At 60.2% G+C, this 25,345-nt stretch carries 20 protein-coding genes; 17 read left to right on the forward strand and 3 right to left on the reverse strand.

Annotation, left to right across the window (positions count from 1 at the left end):
- Positions 1-35: 35 nt before the first annotated feature.
- The 16 genes from HSS18214_RS18255 to HSS18214_RS0113050 all read left to right on the forward strand — a co-directional run bounded on the left by HSS18214_RS18255 (position 36) and on the right by HSS18214_RS0113050 (position 19,452).
- Entirely contained in the window at positions 36-1,316 is a 1,281-nt protein-coding gene (locus HSS18214_RS18255; RefSeq protein ID WP_040461174.1) for a methyl-accepting chemotaxis protein, read from the forward strand.
- Positions 1,317-1,389: 73 nt separating this feature from the next.
- Positions 1,390-3,552, forward strand: coding sequence for a methyl-accepting chemotaxis protein (locus HSS18214_RS0112980; RefSeq protein ID WP_016915721.1), 2,163 nt, complete (start codon positions 1,390-1,392; stop codon positions 3,550-3,552).
- Positions 3,549-4,421, forward strand: coding sequence for a CheR family methyltransferase (locus HSS18214_RS0112985; protein WP_026001929.1), 873 nt, complete (start codon positions 3,549-3,551; stop codon positions 4,419-4,421). The genes HSS18214_RS0112980 and HSS18214_RS0112985 overlap by 4 nt, the downstream gene beginning before the upstream one ends.
- Before the next feature lie 79 nt (positions 4,422-4,500).
- Positions 4,501-5,562, forward strand: coding sequence for a protein-glutamate methylesterase/protein-glutamine glutaminase (locus tag HSS18214_RS0112990; RefSeq protein WP_016915723.1), 1,062 nt, complete (start codon positions 4,501-4,503; stop codon positions 5,560-5,562).
- Between the two features lie 42 nt (positions 5,563-5,604).
- On the forward strand, positions 5,605-7,281 hold the full coding sequence (locus HSS18214_RS0112995; RefSeq protein WP_016915724.1) for a methyl-accepting chemotaxis protein: 1,677 nt from the start codon (positions 5,605-5,607) through the stop codon (positions 7,279-7,281).
- Positions 7,282-7,336: 55 nt separating this feature from the next.
- Entirely contained in the window at positions 7,337-7,726 is a 390-nt protein-coding gene (gene cheY, locus HSS18214_RS0113000; RefSeq protein WP_016915725.1) for a chemotaxis response regulator CheY, read from the forward strand.
- 42 nt (positions 7,727-7,768) lie between these two features.
- The gene (cheZ, locus tag HSS18214_RS0113005) at positions 7,769-8,464 is read left to right on the forward strand and encodes a protein phosphatase CheZ (protein ID WP_016915726.1); all 696 of its coding nucleotides are present in this window, start codon (positions 7,769-7,771) and stop codon (positions 8,462-8,464) included.
- Between the two features lie 132 nt (positions 8,465-8,596).
- Positions 8,597-9,763, forward strand: a complete 1,167-nt coding sequence (gene flhB / locus HSS18214_RS0113010; protein WP_016915727.1) for a flagellar biosynthesis protein FlhB — start codon at positions 8,597-8,599, stop codon at positions 9,761-9,763.
- Positions 9,760-11,844 (forward strand): flagellar biosynthesis protein FlhA, encoded by a 2,085-nt coding sequence (gene flhA, locus HSS18214_RS0113015; RefSeq protein WP_016915728.1) that lies wholly within the window; start codon positions 9,760-9,762, stop codon positions 11,842-11,844. The genes flhB and flhA overlap by 4 nt, the downstream gene beginning before the upstream one ends.
- A 50-nt stretch (positions 11,845-11,894) precedes the next feature.
- Positions 11,895-14,069, forward strand: a complete 2,175-nt coding sequence (flhF, locus tag HSS18214_RS0113020; protein WP_016915729.1) for a flagellar biosynthesis GTPase FlhF — start codon at positions 11,895-11,897, stop codon at positions 14,067-14,069.
- Positions 14,066-14,653 (forward strand): hypothetical protein, encoded by a 588-nt coding sequence (locus tag HSS18214_RS0113025; protein ID WP_016915730.1) that lies wholly within the window; start codon positions 14,066-14,068, stop codon positions 14,651-14,653. Before flhF ends, HSS18214_RS0113025 begins: the two co-directional genes overlap by 4 nt.
- A 96-nt stretch (positions 14,654-14,749) precedes the next feature.
- Positions 14,750-15,160, forward strand: coding sequence for a flagellar protein FlhE (locus tag HSS18214_RS0113030; RefSeq protein ID WP_237718621.1), 411 nt, complete (start codon positions 14,750-14,752; stop codon positions 15,158-15,160).
- Between the two features lie 26 nt (positions 15,161-15,186).
- The gene (locus HSS18214_RS0113035; RefSeq protein ID WP_016915732.1) at positions 15,187-15,891 is read left to right on the forward strand and encodes an RNA polymerase sigma factor FliA; all 705 of its coding nucleotides are present in this window, start codon (positions 15,187-15,189) and stop codon (positions 15,889-15,891) included.
- A 39-nt stretch (positions 15,892-15,930) separates the two neighbouring features.
- Positions 15,931-16,749: a motility protein A gene (locus HSS18214_RS0113040; protein ID WP_016915733.1), complete on the forward strand. Its 819-nt coding sequence runs from the start codon at positions 15,931-15,933 to the stop codon at positions 16,747-16,749.
- Positions 16,750-16,753: 4 nt separating this feature from the next.
- Positions 16,754-17,425 (forward strand): OmpA/MotB family protein, encoded by a 672-nt coding sequence (locus tag HSS18214_RS0113045; RefSeq protein WP_016915734.1) that lies wholly within the window; start codon positions 16,754-16,756, stop codon positions 17,423-17,425.
- 23 nt (positions 17,426-17,448) lie between these two features.
- Complete coding sequence (locus tag HSS18214_RS0113050; RefSeq protein ID WP_016915735.1) at positions 17,449-19,452, forward strand: sensor domain-containing diguanylate cyclase; 2,004 nt, start codon at positions 17,449-17,451, stop codon at positions 19,450-19,452.
- Here HSS18214_RS0113050 and HSS18214_RS0113055 read toward each other — a convergent pair.
- From HSS18214_RS0113055 to uvrA, 3 genes are all read right to left on the reverse strand, one after another.
- Positions 19,449-20,009, reverse strand: coding sequence for an invasion associated locus B family protein (locus HSS18214_RS0113055; protein WP_016915736.1), 561 nt, complete (start codon positions 20,007-20,009; stop codon positions 19,449-19,451). The two genes, HSS18214_RS0113050 and HSS18214_RS0113055, sit on opposite strands and share 4 nt — an antisense overlap.
- Positions 20,010-20,047: 38 nt before the next feature.
- Entirely contained in the window at positions 20,048-20,785 is a 738-nt protein-coding gene (locus HSS18214_RS0113060) for a Crp/Fnr family transcriptional regulator (RefSeq protein WP_016915737.1), read from the reverse strand.
- Positions 20,786-20,913: 128 nt separating this feature from the next.
- Complete coding sequence (gene uvrA, locus HSS18214_RS0113065) at positions 20,914-23,757, reverse strand: excinuclease ABC subunit UvrA (RefSeq protein ID WP_026001930.1); 2,844 nt, start codon at positions 23,755-23,757, stop codon at positions 20,914-20,916.
- 184 nt (positions 23,758-23,941) lie between these two features.
- Between uvrA and HSS18214_RS0113070 the strand changes: the two genes are divergently transcribed.
- Positions 23,942-25,321, forward strand: coding sequence for an MFS transporter (locus tag HSS18214_RS0113070; protein WP_016915739.1), 1,380 nt, complete (start codon positions 23,942-23,944; stop codon positions 25,319-25,321).
- Positions 25,322-25,345: the final 24 nt, after the last annotated feature.

Raw genomic sequence — 25,345 nt, forward strand, 5'->3', positions numbered from 1 at the left:
GAGTAATGCGTGTGACACAGCTAGTGCGTCAACTGATGAGTAATATGACGGTGCGTCTTAGTTGGGGGTTGGTGTTGGCCACCTTTTCACTGCTGGTCGTGCTGGCCTGTGGTATTGGCCTTTACGCGCTTCATCATGGCGCTACGCTGGTTCAGGCAACGGCGGACGCCCAGGCGCAGCAGCAGGCATTTACGGCCTTTGCCGAGCGTATCCGCTGGGCGCTCATTGCCATCGTGTTAATGACGATTGCCACTGTTGTCATCGTATTGTGGGGCGTCACGGTCAACGTTTTGCGTCCACTGGATCGCCTGGTGGGCTACTTCGAACGCATGGCTCAGGGCGATTTGAATCAGCAGATCACCTCGCCAGGCAAGAGTGAAATCGGCAAGCTCTACAGCGCCATGGCGCACATGCAGGCAGCGCTTTCGGAAACGGTGGGGGTCGTTCGGCGTAGTGGAACCACCATCTTCGAGCGCTCCCAGCACATTGCCAATGGTAATAATGACCTCTCCTCGCGTACCGAGCAGCAAGCCTCTTCCCTTGAGGAGACGGCTTCCAGCATGGAGCAGCTCGCCTCCACCGTCAGCCATAATGCCGACAATGCCCGCCAGGCGAGTCAACTGGCGGGCGATGCGACCCTGACCGCGCGGCGTAGCGGGGAAGAAGTGGGGCAAATCGTCGAGACCATGCAGGATATCAGCGCCAGCTCGCACCAGGTGGCGGACATCATTACGGTGATCGATAACATCGCTTTTCAGACCAATATTCTCGCGCTCAATGCCTCGGTAGAAGCCGCGCGGGCAGGTGAACATGGCAAGGGGTTTGCCGTCGTGGCCCAGGAGGTGCGCAGCCTGGCCAGCCGCAGTGCCAACGCAGCCAAAGAGATTCGCACACTGATCGATACGTCATTGGGTAAAGTGGATACGGGCACCCAGCGCGTCAATCAGGCGGGCCAGACCATGCAGGATCTGGTCACCGCGGTACAGCGGGTCAGTGACATCATGGATGAGATTGCGGCAGCTTCTGAAGAGCAAAGCAACGGCATCGGGCAAGTGAACCAGGCGGTTGCCCAGATGGATCAAGTCGTTCAGCAGAACGCTCAGCTGGTGCAGCAAGCGGCACGCAGCGCCAACGAGCTGGAAAGCGAAGCAGCAAGGTTACGTGAAGCGGTGGAGCGCTTTCGTGTGGCGGAAGGGGCAGCTCCCCCATCTACCGCGCCTGTGCTGTCTCAGCCGATGAAGCGTCCTTCTGTCTCTGCGTCGGCCGCCCCTGCACTGACAAGGAAGGCGTCCCAGGAAGAGTGGGAAGCGTTTTAAGCACAACCAGTTTCTGCACAGCCAATGCCCTGAACCAGCGCCAAGCGCCTAAAATTAACAATAAGGCAGTAAGATGCGTAACAACCAGCCAGTCACTCAGCGCGAAGTCGAGTTGAGCCAGGACGACTTCCTCGTTTCTCGCACCGATCTCAAGGGGCGTATTACCTACGCTAATCCGGCCTTTATCGAGATTAGTGGCTACCGTCATGATGAACTGATGGGCGCGCCTCACAACCTGATCCGCCACCCTGATATGCCCGCCGCCGCCTTCGGAAACCTGTGGAGTACCCTGAAGCGTGGCGATACCTGGCGGGGGCTGGTCAAGAACCGGTGCAAGAGTGGCGACCATTACTGGGTAGATGCCAGCGTTACGCCGATCGTGGAAAACGATCAGGTGGTGGGCTACACCTCGGTGCGTGTACAGGCAACGCGTGAAGCCATTCAACAAGCGGAGCAGCACTACAGCGACATTCGAGAAGGGCGCAACAAGCGTCTTTATCTGGATAAGGGGCGCGTTCGCCAGCGTGGGCTCGTTGCCAGGATCCGGCGTATGCGACTGGATACCATTCGCGCCAAACTGGTGGGAATGGTGTTCATTGCGGCGGTGTTACTCGTGGCCAGTGGTGGTCTGGGCCTTTATGGCTTGAACATTGCCGGTGAGCGCTTGGACCAGCTGAATAACGACGGCCTGCGTGATGTCATTCGGCTGCAGCAAATCGATCAAACCATCGCTCAAACACGCCAGTCGATGATCGAGCCTGAGCGTATGGAGCTCATCAGCCAGCGTTTTGACATGGGAGATGCCGTGGCGGAGAGTGCTGGCCAAGTGACGGATGAGTGGCAGGCTTATTACAGCCGCGACGTGAACGCCACGCCGCTGGCCAGCCAGTTCGATGAACAGCTGCAGGCCTTCCTGGAGAACGGCATGCGACAGGCGGTCAATGTGCTGCAAGCGGAAGAGACCTACCAGGCGTTTACTGGTCTGGATGCCGTAATTCGTGTCATGAACGAGGATGGCCGGGCACTCTCCTCCCTGGTCAATGAACTGATTGCCCAGAAGCAGGCCACAGCAGAGGCCATGGCCACGGAAGCCGAGCGTGGTCAAACGGTCATGCTGAGTGCTCAGATGGGGGTGCTGGGTACCGGCCTGCTACTGTTGGTGCTAATCAGCCTGTTGACGCTGCGCTCCATTACACGCCCATTAAAGCAAGCCTCACGGTTCACCTTACAAATTGCCGGGGGTAATCTCGCGGCCAGAGTGCCGCCCAAGCGGCGCGATGAAATTGGCCAGCTTATGGATGCCTTGGACACCATGCGCAAAAGCCTGGGCAGCATCATTGGCGAGGTCAAGACAGGCATTGATGTGGTCACGCCGGCGGCCAAGCAAATTGCCAGCGGTAACGAAGCGCTCTCTTCACGCACGGAGCAGCAGGCGGCATCGCTGCAACAGACCGCGTCCAGCATGGAGGAAATGACCACCACCGTTCGTCAAAATAGTGATAACGCTCAAGAAGCACGGCGTCTGGCCGATAATAATGCAACAAGGGTTTCCCAAACGGGTGAGTTGATGACCCAGTTGGTCGATAACATGCAGCGGATCACGCACAGTTCGCAGAAAATGACCGACATTATCAATGTCATTGACTCCATTGCCTTCCAGACCAACATTCTGGCTCTCAACGCGTCTGTCGAGGCGGCACGAGCGGGAGAGCATGGGCGTGGGTTCGCCGTGGTGGCTGAAGAGGTACGCAAGCTGGCGGGACGTAGCTCCGAAGCAGCCCAGGAAATTCGTGGTCTGATTGATGACTCGAGTCAGCAGGTAAGCGAGGGTGCAGGGCTGGTAGAGAAGGCCGAGGTGGCTATCGGTGAAGTCGCCGAGGCGGCCCGTAGCGTCACGCAAATCATGCACGATATCTCGGCAGCGTCTCAAGAGCAGAGCAGTGGCATTGCCGAGGTCAACCAGGCGGTAGCCGAAATGGACCAGGCGACGCAGCAGAATGCACTGCGTGTTCAGGAAACGGCACAAGCGGCGCTGGCGCTGGAGCAGCAGGCAGAGCTTCTGGCGCTGTCGGTCGAGGCTTTCCGCCTGTCGGGACATCGCGAGATGTCGCCACAACGTGAGCACCAGCAGGCAGCTGGACTGCCGTCGATGACTGCGCAACCGGGCAACGCTAAACCGCCTGCGCCGGTCAAGAAACGGCCAATAGCTTCTGTAGAGGAGTGGGAAACATTTTGACAGACCAACGCGAACGGGGAGTCGACGCCGGACAGTGGGCGTCCAGCGGACAGATGGAGCGTGATCTGGTACTCACCGATGCGGACTTTACGCGTATTCGTGAGCTTATTTATCAGCGTGCAGGCATCGTGCTGGCGGAGCACAAGCGTGAAATGGTGTATAGCCGCTTGGCCAAACGGCTGCGCCACCATGGCATGACGCGCTTTACCGACTACCTTTCGCGGCTTGAGCGTCAGCCCGACGCCAAGGAGTGGGAGGCGTTTACGAATGCGTTGACCACTAACCTCACGGCCTTTTTCCGTGAGTCACACCACTTTCCACTACTCGCAGAGCATATCAAGCATAAGCAGGAGCCGATCACCATCTGGTGTTCGGCGGCATCGACGGGGGAAGAGCCCTACTCGATTGCCATGACGCTACTGGAGACCCTTGGTGGCAGAGCGTCACAGGCCAAGGTAATCGCCACCGATATCGACACCGAGGCACTCGCCAAGGCGCGCCGTGGCATCTACCCCCAGGAGCAGGTGCGCAAACTGGATGAAGCTCGCGTGAAACGGTTTTTCCAGAAAGGCACGGGTAACCACATTGGGCTGGCCCGGGTACGGCCGGAGGTGTCTGCGCTGGTCGAGTTCATGCCGCTCAACCTGCTGGCGCCGCAGTGGCCTGTCAAAGGCCCCTTTGATGCTATTTTTTGCCGTAACATTATGATTTATTTCGATAAAGATACGCAGGCGAAAATACTCAAACGATTTGCGCCACTGATGAAGCCTGATGGTTTGCTCTTTGCTGGCCACTCGGAAAACTTCTCTTACATCAGCGATGCTTTCAAGCTGCGTGGACAAACCGTCTATACCCTGGCCAATCGATGATCGTTGTGTGTGACGCTGCTGGTGCGGCCACGGCCCACAGGCGTAATGCCGAAATGGCGACTGTTAAAGGAGGCGTGCTTTGAGCGCAGCCAAGATCAGAGTGTTGTGCGTCGATGACTCGGCGCTGATTCGTGACCTGTTGACCGAAATCATCAACTCGCAGCCTGATATGGAAGTGGTCGCGGTGGCCCCTGACCCCATTGCGGCCCGTGACCTTATCAAACAGCACAACCCGGACGTCTTGACGCTGGATGTCGAGATGCCGCGTATGGACGGTCTGGATTTTCTCGAGCGCCTGATGCGCTTGCGTCCCATGCCGGTGCTAATGGTTTCCTCGTTGACCCAGAGTGGTTCCGAGATCACTTTGCGGGCATTGGAGCTGGGCGCGCTGGACTTCGTTGCCAAGCCGAGCCTGGGTATTCGTAGCGGCATGATGGAGTACGCCAACGAAATCGCTGAAAAATTGCGCGCGGCGGCCCGCTCTCGGCCGCGACAGGCGCGCAACAAGAACACCCCGCCACCCAGCCAGCTCAAGGCGCCGATGATCTCCAGTGAGAAGCTGATCATCATTGGCGCTTCCACAGGGGGCACCGAGGCAATCCGCGCCGTGCTGGAGCCTTTGCCAGCCAATGCGCCTGCCATTCTGATCACTCAGCACATGCCCGGTGGCTTCACCCGTTCGTTTGCCGAGCGGTTGGACAGGCTGTGTCGTATCACCGTCAAGGAAGCGACCGATGGCGAGCGCGTGCTGCCAGGCCATGCTTATATCGCCCCCGGAGATCAGCACTTGGAATTGGTGCGCAGCGGTGCCAACTACGTGGCGCGACTCAATGATGGTCCGCCGGTGAACCGTCATCGCCCGTCGGTAGATGTCTTGTTCCACTCTGCAGCCAAACATGCAGGGAAAAACGCGGTAGGTGTGATTCTGACTGGTATGGGCAAGGACGGGGCGGCAGGGCTGCTGGAAATGCGTCAGGCAGGTGCCCCGACCATTGCCCAGAACGAAGAGACCTGTGTGGTGTTCGGGATGCCTCGTGAAGCCATCGCCGTAGGGGGCGCGGTGGACGTGCTGCCACTGGATGAAATTCCATCGAAAATGATGGCGCTGGTGGCCGCCTCTGGACGCGCTCAGCGCGTCTAGGGCCTTAGAGACAAGACAAACGATCCAAGGGAATTCATAACAATGACACGTTTGCTGCGCAACCTTAGTATTCATCTGGCCGTCATTTTCGCGCTGGTCTGCTTCGTGGGCTTGATTCTACTGATTGCCGGTTTGAGCATTGCCTCGGACCGCAGTGCACAGAGCAATTTGGCCACGCTGGATCGTATCGGCAACCAGCAGCTCAATGAGCTGAACCGTGCGGACTCGCTGCTCAATCAGGCCATGCTGGCGCTGGAAACCGCTTCGAACCTGCTGATGGTGGGACAGACTCGCCAGTCCAATGAACAAGTGGATATCGCCGCCGATCGTCTGGAGCGTGCCGAGCGCCGTTATACGAATTTCATGACGACACCGCGCATACCTGAAGGTGAACGGTTGGGAGAAACGCTGGATCAACACTTCCTGCAGGTACTGGAACTGGTCAAGCAGCAGCACGCCAGCTTCGAGACCATGGACATCAATACGTTCAATCGGCTGCGTGGTGAGTTGATCGAGCCCTTGGGTGAGCTAGCCGCCAGTACTACCGCATTTACACAATACGCCTTCGGCCGCGTGGCCACCGTGCGTGAAGAGGCTCAGGCACAAGGCAATCTCTTTACCATGGTCAGTGTGGCTGCTGTCGTGCTTGCCTTATTGGTCACCTTGGCTATTTATTTTGGCCTGCGCCGTACGGTGATCAGGCCGCTGAGCGATGCCGCTGCGCGCCTTGGGCGTATTGCGGAAGCTGACTTGACCCAGCCGCTGCCCCAGGCGGGTAAGAACGAGATCGGCCGACTGTTTGGTGCCATGGCAACCATGCAGCAGAACCTCAGTGCTACGGTGGCCAGAGTACGGGAAGGTAGCCAGGCAATCCATCACGGCACCCGGGAAATTGCTAGTGGGAACGCGGATCTGTCATCCCGCACCGAACAGCAGGCTGCTTCCATCGAGCAAACCGCGGCCAGCATGGAGCAGATGACGGCCACCGTGAAGCAGAATGCCAACAATGCCCGTCAGGCCAGCACGTTGGCAGCGGATGCGTCCACCACCGCCGAGCAGGGGGGGCAGGTTGTCGAGCAAGTGGTGCAAACCATGCACGGTATTTCGACCAGCTCCCAGAAAGTGGCTGACATTACCAGCGTGATTGATTCGATTGCTTTCCAGACCAACATATTGGCGTTGAACGCTTCCGTGGAAGCTGCGCGGGCGGGCGAGCAGGGGCGTGGTTTCGCGGTGGTTGCTGGCGAAGTACGTAACCTGGCCAGCCGCAGTGCAGACGCTGCCAAGGAGATCAAATCCCTCATCGAGACCTCTGTCAGTCAGATCCAGCAAGGCTCCTCGCTGGTCGAGCAGGCAGGGCAGACCATGACCGAGGTGGTCACGGCGGTGCGGCGCGTCACGGACATCATGGATGAGATATCAGCGGCTTCGCAAGAGCAGAGTGATGGCATCGAGCAGGTTAGCCAGGCCGTTGGCCAGATGGATCAAGTGACCCAGCAAAATGCCGCGCTTGTACAGCAGGCGTCCGCCGCCGCGGCCTCGCTGGAAGAGCAAGCCAATCGTCTGGAAGAGGCCGTGGCGGTCTTCCAGGTGCTCAATGCTCGGGCGGAGCACACCGCGCCAGCGGTTACGTCAGCACTGCCCAAAGCTGCTGCCAACCCTACGCCCGCTCGTCGCGTTGCCACTCAGCAGCACCACGATGAGTGGGAAGAGTTTTAACCCTGACTGAAAACACCAGTCCCCCTGTAAATATTGTGATGTGAGAGGATGACCAATGGCCGATAAGAACATGAGCTTCCTGGTAGTAGATGATTTCCCCACGATGCGCCGCATTGTACGTAGCCTGCTGAAAGAGCTGGGTTTTACGAATGTGGACGAAGCGGAAGATGGCCAGGACGCCCTCAACAAGCTGCGGGCAGGCAATTTTGAGTTTGTCGTTTCCGACTGGAACATGCCCAACCTCGACGGCCTGGAGATGCTCAAGGAAATCCGCCAGGATGAAGCGTTGAAAGACTTGCCGGTGCTAATGGTGACGGCTGAAGCCAAAAAAGAGAACATCATTGCGGCAGCCCAGGCCGGTGCCAATGGTTACGTGGTCAAGCCGTTCACTGCGGCCACTCTGGAAGAGAAGCTGAATAAAATCTTCGAGAAGATGGGGAAATGACGCAGCTGGGCTTTGGTGCTCGGTCAACGAGGAGACAACATAATGAGCCAGAATGAGCAGGGTGGTGCTACCAAACTCTCTGAAGAGGCTGCTGAGGACCTGATCGTCCGGATTGGCAAGCTCACTCGCATGCTGCGTGACAACATGCGTGAGTTGGGGTTGGATAAGGAGATCGAAAAGGCCGCAGAGGCAATACCTGACGCTCGTGACCGTCTACACTACGTGGCCACCATGACCGAGCAAGCGGCAGACAAGGCCTTGAATGCCATTGATCGTGCCCAGCCGCTGCAGGATCAGCTCTCCGAGCGTGCCGAAGCCCTGGACAAGCGTTGGGCCGAGTGGTTCGAGGCGCCCAAAGAGCTGGATGATGCCAAGGCGCTGGTCAAGGAGACGCGCACGTACCTGAGCGATGTGCCCGAGATCACCGCTGCCACCAATAAGGAACTGCTGGACATCATGATGGCCCAGGACTTCCAGGATCTGACGGGCCAGGTCATCAAGAAGATGATGGACGTGATCCGTGAAATCGAGCACCAGCTGGTGCAGGTGCTGATCGATAACGTCCCGGGGGCAGAAGCGCGCGAAACCATGCAGCGTAAGGCGAACGATCAGTGGAAGAACGAAAATGCACGCCGCAATGAGGAGCTGCTGAATGGCCCTCAAGTAAAAGAGAATGCCACGGATATCGTCACGGGCCAGGACCAGGTAGACGACTTATTGGATGAATTGGGCTTTTAATGCCGGGTTATTGATATATTGTAAGTAGCCGCATCTGGCAAAATGGCAAACTGCTCAGCCGTCCTTTGGGGCGGCTGAGTGCATCGTATGGCGCATTTTGAGTCATCGTCCCCTCGTTAGCCGGATGACCGCATGGCAGATAACGACAGCGATCAGGAAAAGACCGAAGAGGCGACGCCCCGACGGCGGGACAAGGCCCGTGAAGAGGGGCAGGTTCCTCGGTCCCGAGAGCTGACGACTTTCATGATTCTTCTGGGAGGCGTGGTTGGCCTCTGGAGCATGGGACAAATGCTCTATGACCAGCTGGGGGCTGTCATGGAGCAAGCATTTCTGTTCGAGCGGCGCCAAGCCATGGAAACCACCCCCATGCTGGTCAATGCGCTCGACCTGGGCCAGCGAACGCTCTTCACGATGTTGCCGCTTTTTTTACTGCTCGCGGTGATTGCATTGATGGCCCCCGCGTTACTGGGCGGGTGGCTCATATCCGCCAAGTCGATGAAGCCAAAATTCTCCAAGCTGAACCCTGTAAAAGGGATCAAGCGCCTGTTTTCGATGCAGTCGTTGACCGAGCTTGCCAAGGCGATAGCCAAATCCATTCTGGTGGGTAGCGTTGCGTTCAGCTTTTTGTATTTTAATATTGGCAGGTATTTGGGGTTGATGGATCAACCTGTTCAGCAAGCCTTGACCACGGCGCTCAATATGGCTGCCTTGGCCGCTGGCCTAATCGTGTTCTCCTTGATCGTGGTGATCCTGATTGATGTACCTTTTCAACTATGGAACAACGCCAAGCAGCTCAGGATGACCAAGGAAGAAGTCAAACGAGAGCACAAGGACTCGGAAGGGGATCCCCACGTCAAGGGACGCATTCGCCAACAGCAGCAGGCCATGGCGCGTGGGCGCATGATGAGTAAAGTCCCCGAGGCGGACGTGATCATCACCAACCCGACCCATTACGCGGTGGCCTTGATGTATCAGGAAGGGAAAATGGGTGCGCCCAAACTGGTGGCCAAGGGTGCCGATGCCGTGGCCGCGAAAATCCGTGAGATCGGTGCAGAGGCCGGTGTGCCGCGACTGGAAGCAGCACCGCTGGCGCGCGCCCTGTATCATCATGTAGATCTGGAGGCGGAAGTGCCGACCGAGCTGTATACCGCCGTGGCCGAAGTCATGGCCTGGGCCTACCGTCTCAAGCACGTTTCACAACAAGGAGGCGAGGTGCCCCCCACCCCCGATAATCTGCCGGTCCCACCGGAAATGGATACGCCCGGCCGTCGTGCCGATGGCAATGAGGCGCAGCCATGAAAAGTTTGAGCCAGCTAATCAATCAGCGTAACTGGTCCAACGATGTCAGTATGAAACTGCTGGCAGGACCGCTGCTGATCCTGATGATCCTGGGCATGATGATTCTGCCCCTGCCGCCGTTCGCACTCGACATGCTCTTCACCTTCAATATTGCTCTGGCGATCATGGTGCTGCTGGTCAGCATGTTTGCCGAACGGCCACTGGATTTTGCCGCGTTTCCTGCCGTCCTGCTGTTTACCACGCTGCTGCGGCTCTCGCTCAACGTTGCCTCCACACGCGTGGTGCTGATGGAAGGGCACCAGGGGGGGGATGCTGCGGGCAAGGTTATCGAGGCGTTTGGCACCTTCCTTGTCGGGGGGAACTTTGCCGTTGGCTTGGTAGTGTTCTTGATTCTGGTGATCATCAACTTCATGGTCATCACCAAAGGGGCCGGGCGTATTGCCGAAGTCGGTGCCCGCTTTGTGCTGGATGCCATGCCTGGTAAACAGATGGCCATCGATGCCGATTTGAACGCCGGTTTGATTGGCGAAGAGGATGCCAAGAAGCGTCGCGCAGAAGTAGCCCAGGAAGCCGACTTTTACGGTTCCATGGACGGTGCCAGCAAGTTCGTGCGTGGCGATGCGGTAGCCGGGCTAGTCATCATGGTGGTCAACATCATTGGTGGTCTGCTGATTGGCATGATGCAGCACAATATGGGGTTCGGCGATGCCGCGCGCACCTATACGCTGTTGACCATCGGTGACGGTCTGGTGGCCCAGATTCCGGCGCTGGTGATCTCCACGGCGGCGGGCGTGACCGTCTCTCGGGTGAATACCGAGCAGGACGTTGGTCAGCAGATGATCAGCCAGCTGTTCGTGAATCCGCAGGTGATGATTCTGGCGGCCATGGTGATGGGCTTGCTGGGCCTCGTGCCGGGTATGCCCAACTTTGTTTTTCTGCTGTTCACTGCACTGTTGTCCGGGCTGGCCTGGTACCTGATTCGTCACAAGAATCAGGCGCTGGTCGAGCAGGAGCTGACTGCTGCACCACCCCCCATGCTGCAGGAAACCCCTGAGGCGAGTTGGGAGGATGTCCAGCTCGTGGATACGCTTGGGCTGGAAGTGGGGCACCGTTTGATTCCGCTGGTGGATTCGCGCCAGAAGGGCGAGCTGCTGGGGCGCATCAAGAGCGTGCGCAAGAAATTTGCTCAAGAGGTGGGCTTTCTGCCGCCGGTGGTGCATATTCGCGACAACCTGGAGCTACCGCCTAACACCTACGTATTATCCATGAAAGGCGCCGAAATCGGGCGTGCCGAGGCTCAGCCGGGCAAGTGGCTGGCCATTGATCCCGGCCAGGTGTCGGGGGAACTGCAGGGTACGCCGACACAGGATCCGGCGTTTGGTTTACCAGCGGTCTGGATCGACAGCAACCAGCGTGAGCACGCGCAGGTGTATGGTTACACGGTGGTAGATGCCAGTACGGTGATTGCCACGCACCTCAACCATCTGCTGCATCGCCACTCTCCAGAGATGCTGGGTCGTCAGGAAGTTCAAAAGCTATTGGACAAGCTGGGGGACGATCAAAAGTCACTGGTCGAAGAAGTGGTGCCCAAGGCTATCTCGTTGACGGTATTGCAGCGTATCTTGCAGAACCTGCTGGATGAGGATGTCTCGATTCGCGATATGCGTAGCGTGCTGGATACCCTGGCCGAGCATGCTGGCCAGCAAAAGGATCCCAATGAACTCACGGCACTGGTGCGTATCGCGCTGGGTCGCGCGATTACCCAGCAGTGGTTTGCCGGACAGGAGACACTGAACGTCATGGGGCTGGATGCTCAACTGGAGCAAGTGTTGCTGCAGGCCATGAATGGCAACGGTGCCATGGAGCCAGGCCTTGCGGATACCCTCATGAATCAAGCCCAGCAAGCGTTGGAGCGTCATGAAGGCAGCGGAGAGGCACCGGTGCTGGTGGTACAGCACTCGCTGCGTGCCGTGCTCTCGCGTTTTCTGCGCCGTCGCATGCGCCACCTGGTGGTCATGTCTCAGGCAGAAATTCCTGACGACCGCACGCTGCGTGTGACCACGCTGGTGGGTGGTCGCTGATGCCGCTCCTGATGGTTAGCCGTCTTTCGTACACAGGTAACAGGTGAAGCATGAGCGTTAGACGTTTTGTCGGAGCCAACAGCCGCGATGTCATGCGCCAGGTGCGAGAAGTACTCGGCGATGACGCCCTGATCGTGGCCAATCGGCGCACCGAAGGGGGAGTCGAAATCCTCGCCATGGCAGACGATGCCGTCGATCAGTTCGATCCTGCCCCCAGTCCGGCCACGCAGCAGGAACCCGCTGCGCCGGTGTTTTCGTTGCCCCAACAGCCAGACCCGTTGGAAGCCATGAGCGAGCGCCTGCTGCGTGAAATGCAAGAGATGCGCGAGCTGCTGGCGCGACGACAACCCGACCCTGCGCCAGGGGCGGATAGCGCGTCAGAGCATTTGCAGCAGGTGATGCTGCGCGTCGGCTTCAGCAACGAGCTGAGTCAGGAAGTGGTCGAGGCACTGCCCGACGAGCTGGCAGCGTTACCGGCCTCCAGTGAGACCTTGATGACCTGGTTGCGTGGTCAGCTCATGGCGCGGCTGAGCGTGCTCCGTCAGGAAGACGCATTTTTCGACCAGACCGGCATTGTGGCCCTGGTAGGCCCTACCGGGGTTGGCAAGACGACCACGACGGCCAAGCTGGCGGCTCGTTTTGTGATGCGCCACGGCACACGCCCGGTGGCGCTGGTGACCACCGACAGCTTCCGGATTGGTGCTCACGAGCAGCTGCGCATCTACGCGCGACTGCTGGATACTCCCATGTATGCGCTGGATGTCGAGCAGCCCATCGACGAGCTGGTAGGGCGCCTGCAGGGCAAGCAGTGGGTGATTGTCGATACCGTAGGCATGAGTCAGCGCGACCAGCGGGTGATCGAACAGATCGCTCACCTGCAAGGTGGCCAATCCACCGTGCGTCTGGTGCTGATGTTGAACGCTGCCAGCCAGCCCGAAACGCTGGAGGAGGTCGTGCTGCGCTACCGTCAGGCAGCCAGAGCGGCGGGGGTTACGTTGGATGACTGCATCATCACCAAGCAGGACGAAGCCGGGCGGCTGGCTCCGGCGCTGGATATCGTCATGCGCCACGGCATGCGCGTCCTGTTTGGCTCTTATGGTCAGCAGGTACCCGAAGACATGGCCGTGGCCGACGCTCGGGCGCTGATCGATCAGGCGTTGGCTGCACAGCCCCGCGCTGCGCGCCACGCCGAATCACCGGCGCCCATCAGCTTGCCACGCTGGTCGCGGGATGTGCTGGGGCAGGGGCGTCGGCTCTCGTCGGTATTGTCTCGGCTGCGTAAGCGGGTGGTGGATTTTCATCTGTTGGAAGCCGCCTGGGATATCGGGGCACTGCCCGGCGTCGTTCAGGATCAGCGGCTGGATGAGCTGCTGGCAGGAGCGGAGGCCAATAGCGCTGCCATGGGGCTGGCCTGGTCGCCGCGCCGCCAGGGACGTGGCTGTGATTGGACGATGCCGGACATTCGGCTGGATGAGCAAGGCCGCTGGTTGGCACTGACCCGCCTTCAGCATCGTCAGCCAGCCGGCTGGCTGCCGCGCCTGGCGGAGTGCGGAGAGAATATGGCGGTGCATCTTCTCCCCGCTCTGCCGGAGCCTGACGTACTTGCCTGGTTGCATGGCCAACGTTTGACCTGGGTCAGCGCGGTACACGCCAGTCAGCGCGTAAACTGTCAGGGCGAGCGCTACACCCTGAAAGGCCTGTTTCAAGAGAGCACGCTGACCCATAGCGTCTCAATCCGTTTTCGCGGCCAGCGAATGCAGTTGTGTAACGCCTATGTAGAGGTGCAAACAGCCTCGGGCCACCCGCTGCTGGCGTGGGTAGGCGATATCCAGGACCCGGAAACAGACAAACACGTCGCGCGTCGCTACTGGTTGACACCTGCACGGCTGGGCAGCGATGTCCTGTCCCTGCTGGTCACACAGCTCGAAAGCGATGGGCTGGCCGCACTTACCAGGCGTGCCTGGCAGCAGCTCAAGGACAATGACGGCGGTGAGGTCAGTCGTGAGCTGCGCCTGCTGATGGCCAGCGGCGCGGCAGCCGTGGCAGGCCATCTCGACCTGGCCGATGATGAGCACGGCCAAGCGCTGCGAACGGACCTGATTCGGTTACTGGGTAGCCAGCGCAAGCGTCGCGATACGGCGCTGCTGGATGCGCTGCTGCATGTACTGATGGCCCGCGATGCCATTCGTCAACTGGGCAGTGTCAGCCTCGAGGATGTGCTATGAAGGGTCAGGACCAGGCGGCAGGGCTGAGAAAATGGGCAGATCTACAGCGTCAGCAGCGCGGCGAGCAACAGGAAGAAGCGCAACAGGAACCGCAAGAGGCAATGGACGTTGACGTGCCGTCAGTCGATGCTGCGTCAGCCGTCACTGCCACTTCGCCAGAGGTCACCACGGCGGCGGCCAATGTGTCGCCGCCGCGTCCAACGCGGACACTGGTGGTGGTGGGCCTGAGCTCAGCGGGCGCCGTGCAGGTAGACAAGGTCAAGGGGCGCCTGGCCCAGTGGGCGTCGCTGGGGCGCCAATGGGCGGGTGATCCGCAGGAGTGGGACATCAAGGTAGCCCAGCCAGAGACAGGGTCGCTGACGGCCCTGGCCGAGCGCTACCCCCATTGGGCGCTATGGGTCAACAGCGATGCCGAAGCCTTTGCGAGCATGTACCGCGCGCTGCGCCAGATGCGCGAGCGGGGCGGGCCAGCGCGTTTGCTGGCACTGCACGAGCCCCACTTGCCGCGGCAGGGGCTGCTCGACAACCTGCGTGATGCCGCCGAGCATTACTTGCAGATAGAGCTGTTGCTGCTGGCGCGCTGATGGCCCCATGACAAGGTGCCGCCCATGGTTCTACACAAGAGGTCGCTCAACACGATGCGTCGGCAAACATTGATCCACGTCGTAAAGTGGTCGACAGTGACACGCAGAGCGCGCTGCTCAAGCGCAGCGCTCCTGATGCTGGCGTTTGGGTTCGCCAGCTCGGTGCTAGCGGCCACGGGGAGCTGGAGCAGCCAAATGCCCTCGGTGATGGTGGCCATGAGCGATCGGGCAAGCAGTAGCCAGGCCATCAGCCCCCCTGCGGGCGTACCGCTGGGAAGTGCGACGTTGGCGAGAGTGCAATGGCGTTTCGAGACGCCTGCCCACGTGCCTGTCAACGCCTGGCTGTGCCATCCTGAACAGTGTGTGCCCTTGGGGAGCGCGCGTGGCAGTACCATGGCACTGTCCGGCCTGAGCGCCAGCGAACCGCTCTATATGCGTTTTGCGCTGTCGCCGGGGCAGCGACCCGTGCGGGTGCAGGGGTTACAGGTCATCGTGAACTATCAGTAAAGATCGTTTAGCCGTGAGGCGATAGGATGTATACAGCACAAGGCAGGATCAAGCAGAGTGAGCTGTTGACGCAATACATGCCACTGGTGAGACGTCAGGCCTTGACGCTGCAGGTCAGATTGCCCGCCAGTATCGAGCTGGATGATCTGATTCAAGCGGGTATGGTGGGCTTGCTGGAGGCGCTGGGTCGCTTTGATGCCGCACAGGGCGCGACGTTTGCCACGTTCGCCAGCCAGCGCATCCGGGGGGCCATGATGGATGAGCTGCGCACTCGGGATTGGCTGCCGCGCAGCGTGCGCCGCTCTGCCCGGGCGGTCGATGAAACCGTGCGCCGTTTGGAGCAGGTGCTGGGCAGGCCCCCCGAAGAGACGGAAATCGCGCAGGCATTGGATATGCCATTGAGTGACTATCAGCAGCTGCTGAATGACACCAACAGCGGTCAGTTACTGCCTTTCGAGGAGCTGGTGGCCGATGGCGGTGAGCCAGCGGGTGACGAAGGCAGCGCCAATCGCCCGTTCGAGCAGCTGCTCGATGAGCAGCAGCGGCGCACGCTCATCGAAGCCATTGAGGCGCTTCCCGAGCGTGAAAAACTGCTGATGGCTCTGTATTACCAGGAAGAGATGAACCTCAAGGAAGTGGGAGCGGTACTGGGTGTGACCGAGTCGCGAGTATCGCAACTGCATAGTCAGGCCGTTAGTCGCCTTCGTGCTCGCTTGAGCGACCAGCATTAACCCTCTTACCCTCTCACGTTAACCGGCAAGGAACCGTTGATGAACCCCTCTACGCTGATCGGCATATTTGCCAGCATGCTGTTATTGGTAAGCGTGCTGTTCTTCACCGCAGAATCACCCGAAAGCTTTATCAATTTGCCTGGCCTTGCCATCGTCATTACCGGCACCCTGGCAGCGACATTCATCAGCTACCCCCTGAAGGAGGTGCTGCGGGTGGTGCGCCTGGTAGGGCTGGTATTCCGCCGCGAGAATACCTACGTGCGCGACGATATCAGCGAGTTGGTGGCCATGTCGCGGTTATGGTTCAAGGGCGATGTGCGAGCCGTGGAGCGGGAGCTGGAGCACACGCGCAACCCGTTTCTGCGCACCGGGATTCAACTGGTCATTGCCAATACCAAGGAAGATGAAATTTTTGACATGCTGCGCTGGCGAATCGCACGTCTGAAGGCGCGGGAGCATGCCGAAGCACAGATTTTTCGCACCATGGCCACCTATGCGCCGGCCTTCGGCATGATCGGTACGCTGGTGGGGTTGGTCAACATGCTGGAAGTCATGGATGCGGGCGATCTGCAGGTGATTGGTCCGCGCATGGCCGTGGCGCTGCTCACCACGTTCTACGGTATTTTGCTGGCCAATCTGGTCTTCAAACCCATTGCCGTCAAGCTGGAGCGGCGCACCGAAGAGCGGTTGATCACCATGAACATGGTGTTGGAAGGCATTTCACTGATTACCAAGCGTCGCCTGCCGTCGTTCATCGAAGAAACGCTGAACTCGTTCGTGGCCAACTACAACGATGAAATTCGTGATGCGAGCGTCAAGCCGCGCCCGGATGCCGACCCGGCGCTGAAGAAAGGGTAGCCCCATGCTCAATCAGGATGCACGGCATGCGCTGGAGCTGCCTGCGGCAGCAAGCGAGAGCGATGAAGGGTGGCTGACCAGTTACCTGGACGTCTTGACGCTGCTGATTACCCTGTTCGTGCTCTTGCTGGCGCTGACGCCTCCTGGCGGTGGCGAAGGGAGGGAGAGCGATGCCATGGGGCCGGCCAGTGCCATCATGGCCATGCCGTTGGCCTCATTGGCCACTGGTATTCATCCACGTCACGACGGCGTGCAGCCGCAGATGGCCGGGCTGGATATTCCAGGAGTCAGTGTCTCGCAGGGCCGTGAAGGTATCACCCTGCGCATCGACGACAGCCTTTTGTTTCCCAGCGGTAACGATGTGCTAACGCCCCAGGGCCTGATCGTGTTAGAAGGTCTCACGTCGGTACTCCAAACGTTCGAAGGCCAAATCTCGGTGGAAGGACATACCGATAATGTGCCCATTGCCACCCCGCGTTTTCCCTCTAACTGGGAGCTTTCCACGGGGCGCGCCATTGCCGTGGTACGCCAGTTGGAGCGCCAGGGTATCGCCATTTCTCGTATGCGGGCAGTTGGCTATGCCGACACCCAACCCATGGAAAGCAACGCGACCGCGGACGGACGAGCTGCCAACCGACGCGTTGAACTGCTGCTCAAACAGCAGGTCGAGGGGTAAAGCTCTATCTCGAGGCTATCTTTGTGTCGACGCATCACTCTCGACTGCAATCCTTTGGCGCCGTGCTGGTGCTCGATCCCGACTGTCGGCAAATTCAGGCCGCCAGCCGTAACCTCGGCGCGTTACTGGGGGGCGCCCCTGAGCCCCCTCCTGCGACGCTCACGACCTTATTGGGAAAACAGCTTTGCCAGCGGTTGCGTCATGAACTGCAGGGCCAGCCGCGCCTGGCTGGCCCGCTCACCTTTCGGCGGGCCACCGTCGATATGCGTTTTCAACTACAGGCTTATCGGACAGATCGGCACGTCGTCGTCGAGATAGAGCCGCTAACCTCTCTGGGCAAACAGCGCCTACTGGGAACGCTCAATGAACGCTTGGTACGCCTGGCCGAAGCAACGCACCAGGAAGAACTGCTGGACTATCTGGTCAGTGCCGTTCAGGCGCTGACCGGGCACGAGCGGGTCTCGGTGTGCCACTTCGACGGTGACTGGCATGGTCTCATCGTGGCCGAAAAGCGTGCGGGCCGATTACCTGCGCTCAAGGGGCAGCGATTCCCCGCCAGTGACTTCCCACTGGCCCTGCGGCGCGCTTACGAGCGCCATGCGGTGCGCTTGATTCAAGACGTGGCCGCCGATACAGAGCCGCTGGAGCCTGCCCATGTCACGGTCAACCTGAGCGACTGTTTTTTGCGTGCACCGGCTGCCGAGCGGCGTGTCTACCTGCAACGGCTGGGGGCACGTAGTGCCTTCAGCGTGGCCATGCAGAGCGATACCGGCCTGTGGGGGCTGCTGTTCTGTCATTCGGCCCATGCGCACCCTGTTGCGCCCCCGGTGCGCGATGCGGTGCGTACCCTGGTGCATATGGCAACACAGCGATGGCTACTGCTGCGCGCGCGCCAGGAGGCGCGTTACTTGCAGCGGGTACAGGATAGTCTGGTGCTGTCGGTCTCTGCCCAGCAGGAGCCCAAAAGCCCTCAGCAGATTCTGCATGAGCAGGCTGAGTCCTGGTGCGGACTGTTTCGTGCTCAGGGGGTTGCTCTGTGGCGCAATGGCAGCGTGTGCTCGGCGGGGGTCGTGCCCCTCTCCACGGTGATATGTCAGTTGGTCAAGCGTATCGACAGAGGACATCGCCATGGGGGGCCGTGGTGTACCCGCGAGGTGGCTGCCGAGCCGCTGACGGCCTCGCTCAGCATGCCGGAGCAGTGTGGTGTTCTGGCCGTGCCGCTATCCATCAGCCCTTCACAACGGGACTGGCTGCTGTTCTTCCGACCGGAGCAGGTGGAAACCCTCTACTGGGCCATGCGGCCAATGTCGGCGGTCACGGCGACCGCGTTACCGGTGGCGCCATCGGCGGCATGGAGTGAGGAAGTGGTAGGTAAAAGCGAAGCGTGGCAGCGCGTCGAGCGTCTAGCGGCTGTCGATCTGGGTGAAAACCTGACGCTGGCCATTTCGGCTTACGAAATCAGCACCCTCAATATGCACCTCGAGCAAGAGCGCAAGGCGCTGGCTCTGGCCAACCAGCGGCTGGAACAGTTGGCCCACTTCGATCCATTGACCCAAGTCTGGAACCGCTACCGTATCGAGCAGGCTATCGATGCTGAGTTGGTGGCGGCTAAGCGCTACGGCGCCGCATTCGCGCTGCTGCTGTTTGATGTGGATCATTTCAAGCAGATCAACGACGCCTATGGGCATGGCGTGGGGGATGAGGTACTGGTCTCGCTGGCCCGGCTGGTGGAAACGTCGTTGCGGGGCTGCGACCATCTTGGCCGCTGGGGCGGCGAAGAGTTCGTGGTACTGGCGACGCACTCCGATGAAGAAGCGGCCATGGGCCTGGCTGAGCGGCTGCGCAGCCTGGTGGCCACGCTGCATGTCAACGGGTTGGACCAGCCCATCACCGTGAGTATCGGCGTGGCAATATGGCAGCCGGGCGACAGCTGCAAGACGCTGATGTCGCGGGCCGATGTGGCCATGTACCGAGCCAAGCGCAGCGGTCGCAATCGCGTGGAAGTCGCTGAGCCGCGATCAGATTAACCTTCTGGCGCGCTCTCCTCGCACAGCTGCTGCATACGCGCGATGGCGCGGTCTGCGCCGTTGAGGCTGAAGGTCATGTACCAGGGCTCCTGCTCGTTTTGGTCGAAGCCCAGGAACAGCTGCTCACCGGTGCGCATCTGGGCCATCAGTGTGTCGAGATCGCTCAGGTAAAAGTGCGCGTAGAAGCCATCGTCGCCGCGCTCGGTGATGAACTCGGCCATGGTGTCCACGATGGGTTGGTCATCGATACGCAGCCGGGTAGGCACCAGATTGACGGCGCGGCTCTCGCCCTGCTGCTGTGCCAGGGTCACGCGCATTTCCAGCCAGGGGAGGTCGCATACCCCTTGGGTGGTATTGAGGCTTAAGGTGGCATCGGAGTAGCTGTGGGTCTCGACGGCACGAAAATGGCGCTCTTCGCCCAGTGACAGCGCCATCGATGACCAGTGTTCATGGGGTTCGGCGTGCTCCACGTTGAACGTGGCCGCCTGGACGAGCTGGGCGTTGCCCAGCAGGCTCCCCCCCAGTATCGCCAGCAGTGTACGGCTCTTGACGGGCATAAGCGGTATCATCGTTGAAGGTCTAAAAGATAGGGCGTTCAAGCTTCCAGCAACGGCCTGACGTTGTCGGTCAGGTAGCAGTCGTCGAACTCTCCTTCGGTAGCCAGCGCATCGAGGTCCGGAATGGTGACATGGTGCCGGTCACGAAACACCAGACCGTCTTCGCTGAGTGCGGTGAAGGTTCGGCTGACATGAACCGGGCTCAAGCCCAGGATGTCGGCCAACTGCTCCTGTGACAGGGGGAGGCGGAACTGCCCGCTGATATCGTCGTTGGTCTGGCGCAAGCGCAGATACATTTCATGTAGGAAATGGGCCATCTTCTTGCGCGCGCTGCGCCGTGCCAGGTTGACCAGCCGTTCGGTCAGCAGCGCTTGCTGTCGGCTGGCAATGGCAAACATCACCGACGTGAGCGACAGCGACTCGCGGAAGACCTCCAGCATACGCTTGTGGGGAAAGTGGCAAATGACGCCGTCGCTGATCATGCGGACATTTTCAAGGCGCTGGGAAAACGCAAACTCTCGCAGGCCGATGATGTCGCCGGGCAGGAAAACCTCCAGAATCTGACGGTCGCCGTTTTCGAGGTGCCGGTAGGAGTAGGCCCAGCCGCTGCGCAGCGTGCAGAACTCATTGGCCGGTGCGCCCATCTCCCAGAGCACCGTGCCTGCCTTGATGTTGGTGGGGCTCTCTTCCAGCGAGGCCAGCAGCGCTTTCTCGTCATCGTTGAGCGAGCAGTAGTGGCTAAAGTGGCGGATGATGCAGCTTTTGTCCTGTTCCACAGCGTGTGTCTCCTCACAGGAAGCAACCATTGTTAAGCAGTCTCGCTGCTTACTATAAGCAGTCAGCGCCGCCTTTTCCTGAATTTTTTGGCCGCTGCCTAAACGCTTGGGCAGCGGCCATGATGCGCCTAGCGTGTGGCACGGCTGCCACGTTCGAGTAACGGTGCCAGAAAGCGCCCGGTGTGCGATACCGTCTGTTTGGCCAGCTGTTCAGGGGGGCCCTCGGCGATGATTTGACCTCCGCCCGAACCGCCTTCCGGCCCCAGGTCGATCAACCAGTCGGCCGTCTTGATGACATCCAGGTTGTGCTCGATCACCACGATGGTATTGCCGTGGTCGCGGAGGCGGTGCAGCACCGTCAGCAGCTGGCGAATATCCTCGAAGTGCAGGCCAGTGGTGGGTTCATCCAGAATGTAGAGGGTTTTACCGGTGTCACGCTTGGCCAGCTCACGCGCCAGCTTGACCCGCTGAGCTTCGCCCCCGGAAAGCGTCGTGGCGCTTTGCCCCAAACGGATGTAGGACAGCCCCACATCCATGAGCGTTTGCAGGCGTCGGGCGATGGCGGGCACGGGGCTGAAGAAGGCCAGCGCATCTTCCACCGTCATCTCCAATACCTCGTGGATGGTCTTGCCTTTGTAGTGGATATCCAGGGTTTCGCGATTGTAGCGCTTGCCCTTGCAGACGTCACAAGGGACGTAGATATCCGGCAGAAAGTGCATCTCCACCTTGATCATGCCTTCGCCCTGGCAGGCTTCGCAGCGGCCGCCCTTGACGTTGAAGCTGAAGCGCCCGGGTTTGTACCCCCGGGAACGAGCCTCCTGGGTACCGGCGAACAGCTCACGAATAGGCGTGAAAATGCCGGTATAGGTGGCCGGGTTGGAGCGCGGGGTGCGGCCGATCGGGCTCTGGTCGATGTCGATGACCTTGTCGAGCTGGTCCAGGCCTTCCACCTTCTCGTAGGGAGCCGGTGTCAGGGTCGTGGCCCGGTTGAGTTCACGGGCGGCAATCGGCATCAGCGTGCCGTTGATCAGCGTCGACTTGCCGGAGCCGGAGACGCCCGTCACGGCAATGAACAGCCCCAGTGGCAGGCTGAGAGTGACATTTTGCAGGTTGTTGCCCGTGGCACCGCGCACCACCAGTTGCTTCTCGGGATTGCCCGGGATCCGGTAAGGCGGGACGGCAATTTCGCGGCTGCCGGAGAGATACTGGCCGGTCAGCGAATTCGGGTTGTCCATCACCTGCTGCGGCGTGCCCTGGGCGACGATCTCGCCCCCATGGACACCTGCACCGGGGCCGATATCCAGCACGTGGTCCGCCGCGCGGATGGCATCTTCGTCGTGCTCGACGACGATCACGGTGTTGCCCAGGTCGCGCAGCCGCTCCAGCGTCTTGAGCAGACGGTCGTTGTCCCGCTGGTGCAGCCCGATGGAGGGTTCGTCCAGGATGTACATGACGCCCACCAGGCCAGCGCCGATCTGGCTAGCCAAGCGGATACGCTGGGCCTCGCCCCCGGAGAGCGTGTCGGCGCTGCGTTCGAGGTTCAGGTAATCAAGCCCCACGTTGACCAGGAACTCCAGGCGAGCGTGGATCTCGTTGACGATCTTGTCGGCAATTTCTCCCTTGCGCCCGGGCAGCGCCAGCGCGCCGAAGTAGCGCCATGCCTCGCCAATCGGCAGGTGGACGATATCCGCGATGTTGCGGTCATCGACATACACATGGCGGGACTCCTTGCGGAGCCGTGAACCATGACAGGCGGTACAGGGCTGAACCGCAATGTACTTGGCCAGGTCGTCGCGCACCATGCTGGACTCGGTCTCCCGATAGCGGCGCTGCATGTTCGGCAGCACCCCTTCGAAGGCATGTTCACGGGTGACTTTACGGCCACGGTCGCCGACGTAGACGAAGGGGACCAGCTCGCCACCACTGCCGTTGAGGATGATATCGCGCTCGTGACGTGCCAGTTCCTGCCAGGGCGTTTCCAGCTCGAAACGGTAATGCTTGGCCAGCGCCTGCAGCTGAGTAAAGTAATATATGTTGCGTCGGTCCCAGCCCTTGATCACGCCTTCCGCCAGGGAAAGCTCGGGGTGGCTGATCAGTTTCTCCGGGTCGAAGTACTGCTGGATGCCCAGGCCGTCGCAGGTAGGACACGCCCCTGCCGGGTTGTTGAACGAAAACATGCGCGGCTCCAGCTCGGAGAGCGAATAGCCGCAAACGGGGCAGGCAAAGCGGGACGAGAAGACCAGGTCGTCCTGCTCGCCGTCCATGAAATGCACCATGGCGGTGCCGTCGGCCAGGTTCAGGGCCGTTTCGAAGGATTCCGCCAGGCGCTGGGCGATATCGTCACGTACCTTGAAACGGTCCACGACCACGCTGATATCGTGCTTCTTGCGCTTGTCCAGCGGCGCGATGTCGTCCAACTCCAGCACCTGGCCATCGATCTGAACGCGCACGAACCCTTGAGCACGCAGTTCGGAAAGCAGCTGCAAATGCTCACCTTTGCGGCCCTTGACGACCGGCGCCAGCAGCATCAAGCGGGTGCCTTCCGCCAGGTTCATGACCTGATCGACCATCTGGGAGATCGTCTGGGCTTCCAGGTCCTCGCCATGCTCTGGGCAGCGAGGGGTGCCAGCACGGGCAAACAGCAGGCGCAGGTAGTCGTAAATCTCGGTAATCGTGCCAACCGTCGACCGAGGGTTGTGAGAGGTGGATTTTTGCTCGATGGAGATGGCCGGAGAGAGCCCTTCGATGTGATCCACATCGGGCTTTTCCATCATCGATAGAAACTGACGCGCATAGGTGGAGAGCGATTCCACATAGCGCCGCTGGCCCTCGGCGTAGAGCGTATCGAACGCCAGGGACGACTTGCCGGAGCCTGACAGGCCGGTAATCACGATCAGCTTGTCACGGGGCAGCTCCACATCGATCTGCTTGAGGTTGTGGGTGCGGGCACCCCTGACCAGAATGCTGTCCATCAACACCTCGAATCGCGTGGCAAAAGCGTAATTATACGGTTGCTGTACCCCTTCCGGCAAAACTGTCTCGCTTCACTGCAGCGTGGCGGGCATTTCATGCTTGGCGTTTCCAGCGTGCCGACAAAGCGCTAGAATGGGCGGTTATCTCAGGCCGTTCGGCCCACTCATCATACACAAGGGTTCTATGCGCAAGGTTTCTGCACTGCTGCTGGCTGCCGAGCGCCGAGCCATCAGCGGCTTGGCCGGTCTCTACGCATCTCGCATGCTGGGACTCTTCATGGTGCTGCCGGTGCTGGCCTTGTATGCCGATACGCTGGAAGGGGCGACGCCGTTACTGGTTGGTCTGGCGTTGGGCGTGTATGGCCTGACTCAAGCGGTTCTGCAGATTCCGTTTGGCTGGCTGTCGGACCGGATCGGTAGAAAGCGAGTGATTGCCATGGGCCTGCTGATTTTTGCAGCAGGCAGTGTCGTGGCCGCCACGGCGGATACCATTGGCGGGGTGATCGTCGGCCGCGCACTGCAGGGTAGCGGCGCCATTGCGGCGGCCATCATGGCGCTGCTGGCCGACCAGACCCGCGAGCAGGTACGCACCGTTGCCATGGCGACCATTGGCCTCTCCATCGGTGTGTCTTTTGCCGTTGCCATGGTGCTGGGGCCCTGGCTGGCGTCATGGGGAGGGCTGTCGAGCCTGTTCTGGTTCACGGCACTGCTCACGTTGGTGGGCTTGCTGGTGCTGTGGCGCTGGGTGCCGCCAGCGCCCAGGCGCCTGCGCCACCGGGATGTCGGGCTGGACCGTCAGCAATTCAAGCGTGTCATTACCCGCCCGGACCTGTGGCGTCTGGATGTGTCGATTTTTGCTCTGCACCTGGTGCTCATGGCCATTTTCGTGGCCGTGCCGTTCCGCTTGCTGAACGCCGGGGTAGCGGTGGAGTACCATGGACTGGCCTATCTGGCCATCATGGGACTGTCGTTTGTCGCCATGGTGCCGCTGGTGATCGTGGCCGAAAAGCGCCAGCGCATGAAACTGATGTGCCTGCTGGCCATTGGGGCCATCGTGCTCAGTTTGGCGGCGCTGGGGCTACCGCTCTCCCAGGGGCAGTGGCTGTTTGTCTGGCTGCTGGTGTTTTTTACCGGCTTCAATTTGCTGGAGGCAACGCTGCCATCCATGCTAAGTAAACTGGCGCCTGCCGGAGCAAAAGGCACCGCCATGGGCGTCTACTCCACCAGCCAGTTCCTGGGCGCGTTTTTGGGCGGTACCCTGGGGGGCTGGCTGGCGTACACCTGGGGGCTGGACGCAGTGTTCATCGGTTGTGCGGTGCTGGCGCTGTGCTGGTGGCTGGTCATGTGCGGCATGCCGTCACCGCCGCCGCTCTCCAGTGAAGTGGTGGCGTTGCAGGATACCCAGGCCGATGCCATGGACCTACTCATGGAGCACCTGGCCGATGTGGCGGGTGTCGAAGATGTCATGGTCGTGCCGGAAGAGCGCCTGGTATATTTGAAAGTCAATCGTAAAGAGCTTGATCAGGCGGCACTGGCCCGGTTGATTCCGCCACCGCGGCCCTGATCAATGAGAGACCATCACCGTTTA

Origin of the sequence: Vreelandella stevensii S18214 (assembly GCF_000275725.1) — a bacterium.
Taxonomy (GTDB): Bacteria; Pseudomonadota; Gammaproteobacteria; order Pseudomonadales; family Halomonadaceae; genus Vreelandella; species Vreelandella stevensii.

Excerpts from the sequence above, each read along its gene's own strand:
- HSS18214_RS0113055 (WP_016915736.1), bottom strand. The coding sequence starts at position 20,009 with ATGCCCGTCAAGAGCCGTACACTGCTGGCGATACTGGGGGGGAGCCTG.
- HSS18214_RS0113070 (WP_016915739.1), top strand. The coding sequence starts at position 23,942 with ATGCGCAAGGTTTCTGCACTGCTGCTGGCTGCCGAGCGCCGAGCCATC.
- flhA (WP_016915728.1), top strand. The coding sequence starts at position 9,760 with ATGAAAAGTTTGAGCCAGCTAATCAATCAGCGTAACTGGTCCAACGAT.
- uvrA (WP_026001930.1), bottom strand. The coding sequence starts at position 23,757 with ATGGACAGCATTCTGGTCAGGGGTGCCCGCACCCACAACCTCAAGCAG.
- flhB (WP_016915727.1), top strand. The coding sequence starts at position 8,597 with ATGGCAGATAACGACAGCGATCAGGAAAAGACCGAAGAGGCGACGCCC.
- flhF (WP_016915729.1), top strand. The coding sequence starts at position 11,895 with ATGAGCGTTAGACGTTTTGTCGGAGCCAACAGCCGCGATGTCATGCGC.
- HSS18214_RS0113035 (WP_016915732.1), top strand. The coding sequence starts at position 15,187 with ATGTATACAGCACAAGGCAGGATCAAGCAGAGTGAGCTGTTGACGCAA.
- HSS18214_RS0113025 (WP_016915730.1), top strand. The coding sequence starts at position 14,066 with ATGAAGGGTCAGGACCAGGCGGCAGGGCTGAGAAAATGGGCAGATCTA.
- HSS18214_RS0112980 (WP_016915721.1), top strand. The coding sequence starts at position 1,390 with ATGCGTAACAACCAGCCAGTCACTCAGCGCGAAGTCGAGTTGAGCCAG.
- HSS18214_RS0113045 (WP_016915734.1), top strand. The coding sequence starts at position 16,754 with ATGCTCAATCAGGATGCACGGCATGCGCTGGAGCTGCCTGCGGCAGCA.
- HSS18214_RS18255 (WP_040461174.1), top strand. The coding sequence starts at position 36 with ATGAGTAATATGACGGTGCGTCTTAGTTGGGGGTTGGTGTTGGCCACC.
- cheY (WP_016915725.1), top strand. The coding sequence starts at position 7,337 with ATGGCCGATAAGAACATGAGCTTCCTGGTAGTAGATGATTTCCCCACG.
- cheZ (WP_016915726.1), top strand. The coding sequence starts at position 7,769 with ATGAGCCAGAATGAGCAGGGTGGTGCTACCAAACTCTCTGAAGAGGCT.
- HSS18214_RS0112995 (WP_016915724.1), top strand. The coding sequence starts at position 5,605 with ATGACACGTTTGCTGCGCAACCTTAGTATTCATCTGGCCGTCATTTTC.
- HSS18214_RS0113040 (WP_016915733.1), top strand. The coding sequence starts at position 15,931 with ATGAACCCCTCTACGCTGATCGGCATATTTGCCAGCATGCTGTTATTG.